14 protein-coding genes and 1 pseudogene are annotated in these 14,219 nt (G+C 43.5%); 4 read left to right on the top strand and 11 right to left on the bottom strand.

Annotated features, from left to right (window positions below; translation table 11 throughout):
* Positions 1-11 precede the first annotated feature (11 nt).
* Together ACFOGI_RS09950 and ACFOGI_RS09955 are read right to left on the bottom strand one after the other, a co-directional pair.
* The gene (locus ACFOGI_RS09950) at positions 12-815 is read right to left on the bottom strand and encodes an NAD kinase (RefSeq protein WP_390271922.1); all 804 of its coding nucleotides are present in this window, start codon (positions 813-815) and stop codon (positions 12-14) included.
* A 26-nt stretch (positions 816-841) separates the two neighbouring features.
* Complete coding sequence (locus tag ACFOGI_RS09955) at positions 842-1,450, bottom strand: GTP pyrophosphokinase (protein ID WP_390271924.1); 609 nt, start codon at positions 1,448-1,450, stop codon at positions 842-844.
* Between the two features lie 136 nt (positions 1,451-1,586).
* Here ACFOGI_RS09955 and ACFOGI_RS09960 point away from each other — a divergent pair, with 136 nt between their 5' ends.
* The 4 genes from ACFOGI_RS09960 (at position 1,587) to ACFOGI_RS09975 (ending at position 4,149) form a co-directional block, all read left to right on the top strand.
* Positions 1,587-2,162, top strand: coding sequence for a CYTH domain-containing protein (locus ACFOGI_RS09960; RefSeq protein WP_390271926.1), 576 nt, complete (start codon positions 1,587-1,589; stop codon positions 2,160-2,162).
* 149 nt (positions 2,163-2,311) lie between these two features.
* The gene (locus ACFOGI_RS09965; protein ID WP_390271928.1) at positions 2,312-2,698 is read left to right on the top strand and encodes a globin domain-containing protein; all 387 of its coding nucleotides are present in this window, start codon (positions 2,312-2,314) and stop codon (positions 2,696-2,698) included.
* A 13-nt stretch (positions 2,699-2,711) separates the two neighbouring features.
* Positions 2,712-3,605 carry a ClpXP adapter SpxH family protein gene (locus ACFOGI_RS09970; RefSeq protein ID WP_390271930.1) on the top strand — a complete coding sequence of 298 codons (894 nt, stop codon included), beginning with the start codon at positions 2,712-2,714 and terminating at the stop codon, positions 3,603-3,605.
* A 367-nt stretch (positions 3,606-3,972) separates the two neighbouring features.
* Positions 3,973-4,149: a hypothetical protein gene (locus tag ACFOGI_RS09975; protein ID WP_390271932.1), complete on the top strand. Its 177-nt coding sequence runs from the start codon at positions 3,973-3,975 to the stop codon at positions 4,147-4,149.
* A 76-nt stretch (positions 4,150-4,225) separates the two neighbouring features.
* Here ACFOGI_RS09975 and pepF read toward each other — a convergent pair whose 3' ends face one another.
* The 9 genes and pseudogenes from pepF to ACFOGI_RS10015 form a co-directional block, all read right to left on the bottom strand.
* On the bottom strand, positions 4,226-6,031 hold the full coding sequence (gene pepF / locus ACFOGI_RS09980) for an oligoendopeptidase F (RefSeq protein WP_390272176.1): 1,806 nt from the start codon (positions 6,029-6,031) through the stop codon (positions 4,226-4,228).
* Positions 6,032-6,132: 101 nt separating this feature from the next.
* Positions 6,133-7,119, bottom strand: coding sequence for a competence protein CoiA (locus tag ACFOGI_RS09985; RefSeq protein WP_449366761.1), 987 nt, complete (start codon positions 7,117-7,119; stop codon positions 6,133-6,135).
* A 24-nt stretch (positions 7,120-7,143) separates the two neighbouring features.
* Positions 7,144-7,320: pseudogene (locus ACFOGI_RS16795) on the bottom strand (competence protein CoiA family protein); the annotation flags it as partial.
* A gap of 89 nt (positions 7,321-7,409) precedes the next feature.
* On the bottom strand, positions 7,410-8,093 hold the full coding sequence (gene mecA / locus ACFOGI_RS09990; protein ID WP_390271936.1) for an adaptor protein MecA: 684 nt from the start codon (positions 8,091-8,093) through the stop codon (positions 7,410-7,412).
* Positions 8,094-8,417: 324 nt separating this feature from the next.
* Entirely contained in the window at positions 8,418-8,813 is a 396-nt protein-coding gene (gene spxA / locus ACFOGI_RS09995; protein ID WP_390271938.1) for a transcriptional regulator SpxA, read from the bottom strand.
* Positions 8,814-9,238: 425 nt separating this feature from the next.
* On the bottom strand, positions 9,239-9,832 hold the full coding sequence (locus ACFOGI_RS10000) for a GNAT family N-acetyltransferase (RefSeq protein WP_390271940.1): 594 nt from the start codon (positions 9,830-9,832) through the stop codon (positions 9,239-9,241).
* 155 nt (positions 9,833-9,987) lie between these two features.
* Positions 9,988-11,199, bottom strand: a complete 1,212-nt coding sequence (locus tag ACFOGI_RS10005; protein WP_390271942.1) for a putative glycoside hydrolase — start codon at positions 11,197-11,199, stop codon at positions 9,988-9,990.
* 246 nt (positions 11,200-11,445) lie between these two features.
* A complete protein-coding gene (locus tag ACFOGI_RS10010) occupies positions 11,446-12,642 on the bottom strand; it encodes an amidohydrolase (RefSeq protein ID WP_390271944.1) in 1,197 nt (398 codons plus the stop codon).
* A 52-nt stretch (positions 12,643-12,694) separates the two neighbouring features.
* On the bottom strand, positions 12,695-14,107 hold the full coding sequence (locus tag ACFOGI_RS10015; protein ID WP_390271946.1) for an MFS transporter: 1,413 nt from the start codon (positions 14,105-14,107) through the stop codon (positions 12,695-12,697).
* Positions 14,108-14,219 lie beyond the last annotated feature (112 nt).

The following is a 14,219-nucleotide window of genomic DNA, read 5'->3' on the forward strand; positions in this document are numbered from 1 at the left end:
CCAGAATCCCCCTACAAATCAGCGTCATCGGAGATGAATGATTCACGGACCCTGTCCCAGAATGGGAATGGGCGGAACCTGGCAAAACGTACACGCTCTTCTGCCACCCGGCATTGAATCGATTTGACATCTGAAAAAGTGGACGTCACATGATCGATGGAGATAAGAAAGCTCTTATCGACCATCGGTTTCAATAGGCAGGTATGATGGTTCGGCAATATCAATGGCGAACCGATGGTACGGAAAACACGATTGTTGATCGACGCCATTTCGGTCAACTGGATCGCTTCGATGGAGGGATGGATGATTCCACCTCCCAGCGCCTTGTTATAGGCGGTACTGCCCGATGGTGTGGATACACATAGTCCATCCCCACGGAAGGTCTCGAAGTGATCACCCTTGATCTGTACATCAAATACAACGGAACCTTCAGCTGTCTTAATCATCGATTCATTTAAAGCAAGATAACGGTCTTCTTTCCCAGTCTTCGGCCGGATGATTACTTCCAACAGTGGATACTCGACAATTTGAAAAGGGGTTTTTGCAATCTCGATGATCAGCTTCTCCACTTCTTCTGGTGTCCAATCGGCATAGAAGCCTAGGTGGCCGGTATGTACTCCAATAAAGGCTGTCGACTCCAGACGGTGGTTGTAGCGATGGAAGGCTTCCAAGAATGTGCCATCTCCTCCGACCGAGATGACCAATTCCGGTTCTTCCCTGTCATATTCCAATCCGAACTCGATCAAATACTGCTTCATTGTCGCTTTGATTTTCTGTGACCTTTCGTCTCCTCTTGATACAATCTTGAATTTCATGATGGACGCCTCTCCCTCCCGCTGGTTTATTTCCGATGAAAAATCCGCTGTGCTTCCTGTACTTCATTCTTGATCTTGGACATTTCCTCATCCAATTTAAAAGCCGCCTCTGCGGCGCGCTGCAGCCTTTCCTTGATTTCTTTCGGAATACTTCCCTGATATTTATAATTCAACGAATGCTCATTAGTTGCCCAAAAATTCATCGCCAATGTACGAACCTGGATCTCTGCAAGGATGATCTTCATCCCATCAATCGTCTCCACTGGGTATTCCACTATCATATGATAGGATCGGTAACCACTGTCTTTTTTATTGGATATGTAGTCTTTTTCAGCAACGACTCTCATGTCTCGACGCTGATGAATCATATCGACGACTGTATAGATATCATCCACAAACTGGCAGACTACCCGAACACCGGCAATATCCTGCATTTCTTTTTCGAGTTTTTCTATAGGGATCTTCCGTCGCTCCGCTTTTTCCAATATGCTCGCGACCGGTTTAACCCTTCCTGTGATAAATTCAATCGGGGAATGCCTTTTTTCATGTTCAAATTGCGACCGCATCCCTTTCAATTTCACTTTCAATTCTTCCACAACTTGCCTGTAAGGTGCCAGCATTGCTTCCCAGTTCACATTCAACACCGCCTCAAATTCTTGTCAGGTTCATTTTATCACAACACAACGAAATGGCTAACCTTTGCATAACCAACACAAATTCGCCATAATCAATAATAACTTATTTTGCAAGGAATTTGGAGGCGAATATGACATGACACAAGAAATAGAAATAGAGTATAAGAACCTGCTGACGAAAGAAGAATTTCAGCGTTTACTAACCAGCCTTCCCTTTCCCGATTCGGGGAAGATTCAAACAAACCATTACTTCGAAACGACTGAATTTTCATTGAAACAACATGGCAGTGCATTAAGAATAAGGGAGAAAGGCGGAGAATACCAGTTGACGCTGAAAGAACCCCACCCAGACGGACTTCTGGAAACCCATGATAGACTGACAAGGAATGAAGTGGACGCTTGGCTGAATGGTGATTTTATTTTCAAGCCGAATGTGGGACAACAATTGGAGGAAAAAGGCATTCTACATGAAGACTTGGAGTATTATGGAAGTCTCACTACCAGCCGTCGGGAGATTGAACATCGAGGAGTTCTTCTTGTGCTGGATTACAGCACATATAATGGAAGAGAAGATTATGAATTGGAGCTTGAAGCTGATTCCAAAGAGCTGGGTACTGCCAGGTTCGACGAATTATTGACAGAACACAATCTCAAACGCCGGAAGACTCCGAATAAGATCCAGCGTTTTTTTGATAGCATAGCCAAAGCATAGTTGCCCAGGGGTGTTGAGGTGAATCAGAAAAGTTGCCCAAGCACCTTTACGTTGCTAAAATAATAATACAACAGGAAGTTTACATTCTTAATGATGAATGCTTAAAATTCCATCTATCACCGTTCTCAAGGCGGTAAGGAGAATAAACAATGACCAATACAGAACATGGTACACTTTATGAAGCCATCGGCGGTGCCGATACAATAAATAAACTGGTTACAGCCTTTTACTCCAAGGTAGGCAAACATCCTTCCCTCACACCGATTTTCCCAGACGACCTGTCAGAAACAGCGAGAAAGCAAGAGTTGTTCCTGACCCAGTTCCTTGGCGGTCCCAGGTTGTATGAAGAAGAACGTGGCCACCCGATGATGAGAAGAAGGCATCTGCCTTTCCCGATCACACCAACACGCCGGGATGCATGGCTTGCATGCATGAAAGAAGCATTGATGGAGGCAGGAATTGAAGACCCTTATCGTACAGCCATCTTTGAAAGGTTAACTATGACAGCCAATCACATGATGAACACACCAGAATGAAAGGAGAATCAATGTGAGCTGGAATCAAACTGGGCTCAGGCGTTCAAACCGCACCCACACATCCGAGAATTACAATTTTCTTGATTTGCTCCAAAAGCCGATTGAGATGTATGTGTTCATTGATCCCCTTTGTCCGGAATGCTGGTCTTTGGAACCTTACCTGAAGAAGCTGTCTATTGAATACGGCCGATTTTTCACATTGCGACCCATTATCAGCGGCCATTTAAATTCGTTGAATAAAGATTCATTCGACCAACCGCGGCGTATGAAAGATATATGGGAAACAACGGCGAAACGGACCGGAATGTGCTGTGATGGAGATCTTTGGATTGAGAACCCTGTTTCCTACCCTTGGATAGCCTCCTTGGCGATCAAGGCTGCGGAACTCCAAGGAAAAAAAGCTGGAAGGATTTTTCTCCGTAAACTGCAGGAGAGTGTCTTCCTGAAAAAGAAGGATATATCCGATGAACTCGTCCTCATCCAATGTGCAAAAGAAGCAAGACTTGACGTGCCAGAATTTCGGGAAGATCTCCATTCTTCGTCTGCGAAAAAAGCCTTCCAGTGTGATGTGACATTGACCCAGGAAATGGATGTGGACTATATCCCGACCATTGTCTTCTTCAATCAACTGGTTGAGGAAGAGGGAATTAAGATCTCCGGGCTCTATCCTTATGATATCTATGTACGTGTACTGAGTGAGATCCTGCAAAAGTCTCCAATCCCTTCTGAAAAGCCACCGCTGGAAGACTTCCTGTCCTTCTACGGTACAGTAGGTGATAAAGAGATCTCCGTCGTATATGATTGGACGGAGGCAAAAACAGAACGGGAAATGAAAAAACTTCAATTACGCCAGAAGGTGGAACGGATACCAGTCAAGTATGGCTCCTTCTGGAAATATACTGGATAGAGTAACATGATATCAAATCTTGCGCCCGCCCAACTGGCTGGCACAAGATTTTTTTATTTGTTGAAGGAGTGGAGTTTCAAATAAATGGAGAATGACAGGAACACCTGCCCTAAAGACAAAAAGAAAAGGATACACGGGGCAGCGTGTATCCTTTATCTCTCTTTGTATTCATACAAAGGGGGATGGGAGAAAGTTTCATGATCAAACAAAGGGGTTTTTGTTTGTTTTGAACTTACATTGTAATCATAACAACATTACTTAAAATAATCAACAGACATGTTCTTCCTTTCACAAATCTGTCACTTCTAATGCAAAATTCTCCGTCATATAGTACAGTAAACCGAAAAATTGAGAAGGAGTGGTGTACATGCGGGATTTCTTGCCTGTCCTATTTCTTGCTTTAACCTTCTTCGCACTTGTTCTGAACTTATTCGGCCTTATGCAGATCATCCCTATCTACCTCACGCTTCCCATCCTTTTCCTGTCGATTTACTTGACCCTCTATTCCTTTACCCATAAACGAGCCTACCGGGGCGGCCGTTGAACATCTCTCTTATTATTTAATTCTATCCAAAAGAGCCGGATAGTCCCTTATAGGGGACCACCCGGTCTCTCTTTTTCTATAGCAGCATATTTTCCATCTCTTTCAGTTTTTCTTCAAATACAGCCAGAGCATCGAGGATTGGCTGTTTGGATGTCATATCGACACCAGCTTTTTTAAGCACCTCGATTGGATAATCACTGTTCCCTGCCTTCAGGAAGTCGATATAGCGGTCCACGGCACCGTCTTTGCCTTCGAGAATGCCATTAGCCAGTGCGGTGGCTGCGGAATACCCGGTTGCATACTGATAGACATAATAATTCATATAGAAATGTGGTATGCGTGCCCATTCGAGACCAATTTCTTCATCAGAGACAACCTCGTCACCAAAGTATTTCTGATTCAGTGCATAGTAGATCTCTGTCAATTTCTCGGCAGTCATCGCTTCTCCATCCTGCATACGCTTATGGACATCGTGTTCAAACTCAGCAAACATGGTCTGACGGAACACAGTCCCACGGAAACCTTCCAAAAAATGATTCAGTATATAAAGTTTCTGTTTGTCATCCTCTAGATTGTTCAACAGGTAGTCATTCAGAAGCGCCTCATTGGTGGTTGAAGCCACTTCCGCCACAAAGATGGAGTAATTGCCATAACGGAACGGCTGATTTTTTCTAGTGTAGTAGCTGTGTACCGAATGGCCCAGTTCATGTGCAAGCGTGAAAGTATCATTGATATTGTCTTGCCAATTCAGCAGTATATATGGATTGGTCCCATATGCTCCGGAAGAATAAGCACCACTGCGCTTCCCTTTATTTTCTTCGACATCAATCCACCGGTTGTCATACCCTTCCTTCACTATGTCCACATATTCCTGACCCAACGGCTTCAAGCCCTCAAGGACATAGTGCTGTGCCTTCTCATAAGGAATCTTCATATCCACGTCCTGGACAAGCGGTGTGTAGAGATCATACATATGCAATTCATCGACATCAAGAACTTTTTTGCGCAGTTTCGTGTATCGATGCAGCAGATGCAGGTTATCGTTGACCGCTTCCACCAGATTATCATATACCTTTTCAGGAATATTGTTGTTGTCCAGTGCGGCTTGTCGGGCGGATTCATAATTACGCACTTTTGCGTTGAAGTTATGCTGTTTAACTCCACCGGTCAAAGTGGATGCGAAAGTATTTTTAAAGCTGCCGTAAGTCTCATACATCGCTTTGAAAGCAGCCTCTCTTACACTCCTGTCCTGGGATTCAAGGAAACGGATGTAACGGCCGTGCGTAAGGTCTTCCTCTTCCCCATCCTCATTTTTGATGGTTGGGAATGTCAAATCAGCATTATTCAACATACTGAATGTCTGTGAAGCATTTGACATCGGTTCGGATGCTTCTGCCAGAAGCGCCTCTTCTTTCTCGCTCAAAACATGGGGACGCTGGCGGTTGATCTCATCAAGCGTTTTCCGATACTCTTGCAAGTCTTCGTTTTCTTCCAGAAAACCTCTCAATTTCTCTTCGTCCATGGAAAGGATTTCCGGTACAATGAAACTCATGGAGCTTGAAGCCTTGGTCAGGACATTTTCTGCCTGGGCGTTCAATCCCTGATAAAAAGAATTGGTCGTATCCTGGTCATAGCGCATATGCGCGTATGTAAACAGTCTGCCCAAGCGTTCAGATAGCTTATCCTGCAACTTCAGGACGTCATACAAGGTCTGGGAGGATTCATCCAACTTACCTTGGAACGCCTCTATCTGCGGAATATCATTCTGCAAACTTTTCAACTCAGCCTGCCAATCTTCGTCCGTGGTAAAAATATCTTCCAGCCTCCATGTCCGATCATGAGGCACTTCACTTCTTTTCGGTAGTTCCTTTGCAGCCACAATAAATTCCTCCTTTTACTCTTCTTTCCCATTACTATTCTTGATATGGCATAAAATTCCTGCAGAAATGCCTTATTTTCTTAGTATAACGAATAAGGCGGGATTCATGCCTTTATTTTGCCTTTTGACTTGTCTGCAAGATAATCCATCAGTTCGTCATCCGCAGCAGTGGACTGTTCAATATGCTGGTGGTATTCCACATCCCGGACCTTCTGAAACAATTTATGGCCGATGGGATGGAGATAACCACAATCTACCAGGAGTTTAAAATACTCGCGTACTGGATTTCCCGGTTCCTTGATCAGAGGATAGTATTTGGGAGAATTTATGGATTTCCGTAACAACTGTTCACTGCGATGAAGGGAAATCTTCTGCCCTAAAGGGAGCGGGGTAAGCAAATCGATCAGCAGCCGGCTTTGCCAATCCCATGGCGGACTGGTCATCATATATTGAGAGGGTACGGGAAGGTACACTAATGACGGAAGACGCTCTACCTGCCTCCCGTTCAAGTACAGCCATTGATGCCAGGCCAACTCCTTTCCATACAGTCGGTTTTTTGGTTTCATGCGGAAACGCTGTTTCTCTTTTTTCCATTGGGAGAACAGGTCTTGCGGCGAGTATGCCACTGTGCGGAAAATATCCGGAAAGTGAAGGTTATTTAGACGCTGCTGTCTGAATTTCCCGATAGCCATTCCTGCAGAGGTAAGGTGAATATCCTGAAAAGTAAGGAACTGAAGGGTATGGGGGCAGAAGTAGAATAATGTGAGTGGAAAATCAGGAGAGAATTGGTGGGCAAGATGGATGGAAAACCGATCCAATTTGAAGTGGTCTGTGGTTCTCCGATTCATTCGTTTTTCTCCGAGGATCCATAATGGTATGATTCCCTCATCTATGTAGCCTCTATTTCTTTCGTTTAGCTGAGAGATCGGTATCTTGGCGCATTGATATTCAATGGCAATTCGTCTGCCAGGAAGGGTAAGAAGCAGATCGGGACGCTGGTGAATTTCTGGCAAATAAGCCTCTAGTTCAACCTGCAGCCGCTGCGCTTGAAGCCAACGATATAACTGAAGCTTACCCCATTCATGATACATTCCCTCTCCCCCACTAGCCGGACAAGTGCCGGAGGCCTGATGAGCAAAATGGGGAATTACTCTTGTTCCGGCTTTGATGATGACTGGTTGTCTGCACAATGGGCAGTGAAACGAGCCGGTAGTCCTCCATGAATCAATTTGTTTTCTTGAACACGTGGCAAGTGTTACGGCCTTTCCTTGTGAAGAAATAGCCCGAAGCATTCATTCACCACCTCCTCTTCTAAATATTCTTCTTGGAGAGAGGGAAATCCTGCTTTGCACAAAAAAATAGACACCCTATAACAGAGTGTCTATACATTAACCGGGAAATGGGACCTTACCTGAGCAAAAGTAGCTTGTTCAAAAATTTTCTTCCCATATTCTTCAAGCATGTGAATCGTTACATCAGAGTCATGAGCGAATTCCAACACCTGACTGATGACATCTTCTTGAAGTTTGTCATCCATCATATCCGGTGAGAACTCCAAGAACAGATAGTAGTTGTCTTTAAAGTGATAAAGTGTTTCTTCCTTGCTGCCATCGAATCCTTCCATTCGATGACTCAACTGAATGACATCTTCAAAATCCTTGAATCCGACAATCAGCCACATATTATCTTCTTTCATACCGCTGGTTTCATCCAACTCGCTTTTGCCGTATTTATCTTCGAGAATATTCTCTATATTCTTATCTACCGGTACATCAACAGTTTCGCCATCTTCCGTCGGAAGTTCAATGTTTTCTCCGTCTTTGGATACTTGCGCCTTGGTCACTACAATTTCCAATCCTTTATCCAATGCCTGCACTTGAATCCATAATGGACCTTCTACAGAGAAGTCTTCCTTATAGTTCAGCTCATCCATCATTTGCCAGAAGAGCTGTTCACTACGTTCACGGTTATACCAGATTTCTTCACGTTCGAATCCTCTGTCCTCGATATCAATGTAGGAAATATAAAATTTGACGGTGTTTTCATTGATTCTTTCTATTTCCATTTTTGTTCCTCTCCCTTCTTAAATAATGGTGGAAGAGACACTTTCACCTTATTTTTATATCTATAGCGTGGACAATTTCTTACCTATTCATTACCCGTTCTAAAACATATCTAACCATCTCCGGTTATACTCACAGTATATGAAAGACAAGTGCAATATGGAAAGTAATATGCCTAGGATAGAACGAGAGTTAGTATCATATTTTACCCCATATCAGTTGATTTGTCACCCTTTATACCTATATAAATTCAAGGCAAAATAAAAACACAGCCCTCACCAGGAATCTGCGTTTTTAATCGTTGCATATGAAACTAAGTATGTGTATTAATTGACCATGCGCTGTGCTTCCCGCAATTGGAAGGTGCGAACCGTTCTCGGCAGGAACCGGCGGATTTCATCTTCATTGTAACCTACCTGAAGACGCTTTTCGTCCAGGATGATCGGCCTTCTAAGCAAGCCAGGGTTGTTCTGTATCAGATTGAATAAGTCTTTTAAAGGAAGCTGGTCGAGATCGACATCGAGTTTCTGAAAGACTTTGGAGCGGGTGGAAATGATTTCATCTGTTCCATCTTCCGTCATTCTCAATATCTCTTTGATCTCATTCAATGTCAATGGCTCGGAAAAAATGTTCCGCTCCTTGAATTCGATCTCATGTTTTTCCAGCCAAGCCTTTGCTTTTCTGCATGATGTGCAACTTGGTGAGGTATAAAGTGTTACCATGTAACTTCACTCCTCATTCTATATAGATGTAATATAAACATTCAACTATTTTACAGATTAAAATAACTTTAAATAACCTATATGTAATTATACTACATTTGTCAACCGAAAGGTAGAGGTACAATAAAAAATCAGGTTATTTTCAAAAGATTGGAGATGGATTGAATGCTTTAATTGTAAGATACCCTATTTCCACCTTCTTAAACACCTTTATCCAAAAAAATCACCTATTAATCTGTAACATACTGTCATGACAGCATGTTACGTTGCAACCGATTTCTTGTGCATACTATTATCCATTAGTAAGCGAGTGTGGCTGCAGGACGATTGGCGTTCGTCAAACTCCGTGGAGTTTCCCTACCAATGAGCCCAATTGGACTCAATTAAAAGAGCGGGGACAATCTCCACCGCTCTTCCATCAGCTCTTATGCTTTTTCCGTAACACTCAGGTTTTCCAATATGTCATCGCATTCCCTGTTTTCATCAAAGCTCAGCACTTCATCTGCCGTTTGATAAGCCTTGCCGTATATCTCTTCATCCTTATAAGTATGGATGTCTTCATACATCTTTCTCATTTGTTTATAGATTACATCTTCAGATTCGTCGTTCGGAGACCAGTACAAAATCTCCAAAGGTGTTTCTTCATTGGTTGCCAGTGACCGGCGTGAGTAACCGATACCTTGCGCATGGGTAAATCCTTCCCTGCGGTAAAAGTGGAGTCTTTTCTCGGTGTCCGAATCATCATAATCCACAGGCTCGACTTCCAGAATGATTGGCTTATTCCTCTCTTTAAGCTTTTCCATCAGTTTGTGTCCGATGCCCTGTCCCCTTGTATCAGCGGAAACCCACACATAATCGATAAAAATGAATGTTTCAAATTCGGCATACATCATCACATGCTGTGGACTTTCATCCTTGAAGTACACATCCCCTTTTTCTGCGAGAAGCCGTTCCATATGTTCCTTGGATTTCATTTCTTCTACCGGGAAATACTCTTTCAGCTTTTCATACCAGTTCATTGATCTACTCCTTATTTTTAGTAGTCGGTTTCATTATAACGGAGATGTCCCTCTTTGTTAAATGCTGTGAGATATGATTCTATCCTTATTATGCCCATTTATAGGCAAAATCATTAAAAAAGCAGACACCTTCGGGAGGTAATCTGCCTTTTTTGTTATTTTCCTATCATATAATCCACATTTTCTGTGTAACTGTTGCCTGAATCCCATAGAAGGAATTCATCGATTCCATTGTCATACAAAGCACGTATCTGCGCTTCGACTTCCTCTTTGCCATATACAAAAGTTGGTCCGCTGTACAACCATGGAGCACTGAAATCCTGTAACCATGGCCGTGACACTGGAGGGTCCTCCAACTGGCCGAGCACTTCATTTTCAACTTTTGCATATTCATTCACCAGGTTATATGGTTCGGTGTCCGGCTTTTCAATCCCAAAATAAGATCCCCAATGACTTGGATAGATCATCGACGAAATTACATCCACATTGGAGGCAATCCTCGAGAAATTTTGGCCGATTCCCGGAGCTTCTTCGATCGTGGCTGAATACCCGAATATATCTACGGAGACATCTACATCATAATATTCCAGTTCTTTTCTGGCATAGGCTACAAAATCACTCACAGCTTCCACCCGCTTGTCTACATTGTCCATTTCCATATCCGCATAATCGCCTTCGCTGTATTCCAGCACATCATCACGGGTTTCAAACCCTTCCGGAAAACGGACATAGTCAAACTGAATTTCCTGGAAGCCCATTTCAGCCGCCATTTTAGCAATTTCTACATTATAGTCCCAAACTTCTTTTTCAAACGGGTTTACAAAAGATTCCCCTTTGCCGTTGGTCCATACTTCGCCATTTTGACGGAAGGACAGATCTGGGCGTTTTTCGGCCAGTTCGTTGTCTTTGAAGACGACCACTCTGGCGATAGGATATATCCCTTCTTCTTCCATGACTTGCATCATGCCTTTCGGGTCACCAATGAAGTTTTCGGCAATATCCTCGTACGGTGAACCTTCCTCCGGTTCGAATGTCAAATTCCCATTATCTTCTTTTATGTCAATAACCATGGAATTCAGTGCTGATTCATCCAGCAGATTTACGAGTGACTCGAACCGGCTTCCACCTGCAGAATTCCCGGTTACATAAATTCCTCGCACCGCGTCTGGATATTCAAAATCGTAGCCGGAATCATAAGTGAACCGCGCCATCTGCTGTTCCGTATCCAATAGTTCAATGCTTGTCTGGCGCTCCGCATGTGGAGTGGCTCTGACCGTCTCTTCTTCTGCATGAACTGCTGCGGGCAACAAGGCACTGAACAGGAGAACACTAGTCACTGCCAAAATCGTTTGCTGAAATTTCCCCATTGCTCTCAATCTCCAATTCTAGTTTTTAAATTTAGTATATCGGAATACGTCGAATAATTGAACCAATAACTGGTTTAATTGGGGAAATATCCTTGTGCGAAACTCTTGTTCAACTGCTAATTAATCACTAATTATCACAACTACAGCCGCCGCGCTCCGATCCTTTCAGGACCGCGGCGTACACCCTGCCCCGTGCTGCTTATAAAACCACGCACCGGCATACCTTTCCATACCTAAAAACCCTTATTATTTGTCCATCGCTAGGTAACTGCACGCAACATGGCCTACCGATTTGGCTGCGACAAGAATTGCATCTTCATCTATATCAAATTTCGGATGATGGTTGAAGTATGGTTCTTCCATCCCCTTTGGTGTACAAGCAATATAAAAGTAAGAACCAGGAACCTTCTCCAGGAAATACGCAAAATCATCTGATGGTGCCATCTTAGGGAATTCTTTTACTTCCTTAATATCCTCATCTTCAACTTCTTTCAACGTATCTGCTACAAAAGTAGTCAATTCCGGGTCATTGTACAATGGAGGATAATCATGTTCATATGTGAGTTCACAGGTTACACCGAATAATTCCTCCACCCCTCTTACAACCCGGTGAAATTCTTTATCGATCACTTCTTTTGTTTCATCATTTGAAAAACGTATGTCCCCTTCCAGTTCGATACTGTCTTTGATCACGTTAAAGGTTCCTTTTCCATCAAATGAACCAACTGTCACTACACCGGCATTCAGTGGATTCACTCTGCGGCTGACGATCGATTGGACAGCAGTTACAAAATAAGACCCGGCTACAATAGCATCATTTGCCTTATGCGGTGAAGAGCCATGCCCTCCACTCGCCTGAATCTTGAGTTTAAAATAAGCCCGGCCATTAAAGGAATATCCACTATGATAGCCAACCGTACCGGCAGGCCCCATCGGCAGAACATGGATGCCAAAGATGGCATCTACATCATCCAGTGCCCCTGCTTCCACGATACTTTTTGCTCCTCCGGGAGGCACTTCTTCTGCATGTTGGTGAATGATTTTCACGGTACCCTGCATGTCATTTTTCAATTCCGCAAGACAATCTGCCAGAACCATCAGGTAGGCTGTATGTGCATCATGCCCACATGCATGCATCACTCCTTCGTTTTTTGACTTGAAAGGAACATCAGCTTCCTCAGTGATAGGAAGTGCATCGAAGTCTGCCCGCAATGCCAAGGTCTTACCTTGCTTGGCGCCTTTGATCGTGACAACGATTCCATGGCCATTTCCCACCTCCGTTTCCACCTCTACATCCTTATCCTTGTAAAATTCAGCGATATATTCCGCTGTTTTATCCTCTTCAAATGAGAGCTCAGGATTCTCGTGCAAATGACGGCGGATCTCAATCATTTCATCTTCTCGCTCTTCCAACATTTTCATCAATTGTTCTTTCAAGAACATCATCTCCTTTCGATTCATGGCCAAGCAGGACAAGACAAACCTGTCCTGCTAATCAAGTACGTTGTTCGATGACTTTGCCCGATTTCTTTCTTTTCTTGGAATCGCTTGGGATCAGTATCAAAACGGATAACAGCGATACAGCAGCGAAAGCTACATTCGTGATGATTCCGACGGTTGCGGATATATGAACATTGCTCGCTGCTGCCACAGTACTATATACGGTAGCAGAAATCGCGATACCAAAAGCGTTTCCTAAAGAACTTGCCATTTTATACACACCGGAAGCTTCTCCAACCTTTTCATCTGGTGCTGCAGCAACTGCAGTATCTGTCGATGGTGTTGCATACATGCCAAGTCCTAAGCCGAATAGCACAAATCCGACAAAGACGGTGATGGTGTAAATAACACCTGGTAAAAATGTCAATCCCATCACGGCAACACCAACCAACGTAATGGACGACCCCCAAATCATCGGCTTTTTGGCACCAGTCTTTTGCATTAATTTTTCACCAACACGAATCATGCCCAGGACGGCAATCAGATAACCGATAGAAAGCATCCCAGATTGAAATTCAGTGAACCCACGACCTACTTGTACATACGTATTAGCTACAATCAATGTACCTGCAACGGCATTTAACAGGAAATTGGAGACAGTAGCACCAGTATATGGTTTGTTTTTAAATATTTCAAAGTCGATTAGAGCATGTTCTCTGTTTGACTCATATTTTACGAACACAATTACCCCTGCAATCGATACTGCCGCCAAAATGAGTGTCGGCAGACTAGTCCATCCAAAGTCTGCACCTTGTGTAATAACGACATTGATTGCAACCATGGTGATGATGAAGATTCCCAACCCACCGTAATCGAACGAGAATTTCCCAGATGTTTTAGCTTTGCTTTCCGGAACTTCCCTGATCAGCCACATCGCTAGCAAGGCGAAAATAATAGAGAATATGAAAATCCACTTCCACCCCATGTACGTTGCAATGGCTCCTCCGGCAAAGGAAGTTATTCCAGAACCTCCCCACGAACCGATGGACCAGTAGCTGAGTGCTCGTTGTCTTTCTGCACCTTCGAAATAGGCTTTCATCAAAGCAATGGTAGCAGGCATGATACATGCAGCAGATAACCCTTGCAGTACACGTCCGATAATCAACAATACGGCACCTTGTGCAAGCACTAGGAGCAGTGAACCAACCACGCTTAAAATCAAACCCACGTAGGTTATTTTCTTCCTCCCCACTCTGTCTGCTAAACCACCTGCCACAACAATGAACAGTCCAGAAAAGAGGGAAGTCAAACTGATGGCAATGTTTAACGCAGTCATCTCAACCCCTAGATCCTCTTGTACTGCAGGAACAATATTTACCATTGCTTGAGCAAATAACCAGAATGTAATGACACCAAATACGATTCCTGCAATCATCTTATTTGTACCTTGATAACTGGTACTTTCCATAATGATCCTCCTTTTTAAAAACTCGAATTCGTTCTCGAGAAATTGATCTCCACTCTTTTTTTATCATCTGCTTTCCACGGTAAAATTAATTCAGAGAATAAATGGAAATCCT

Source organism: Virgibacillus xinjiangensis (assembly GCF_042643145.1).
Lineage (GTDB): Bacteria > Bacillota > Bacilli > Bacillales > Amphibacillaceae > Virgibacillus_O > Virgibacillus_O xinjiangensis.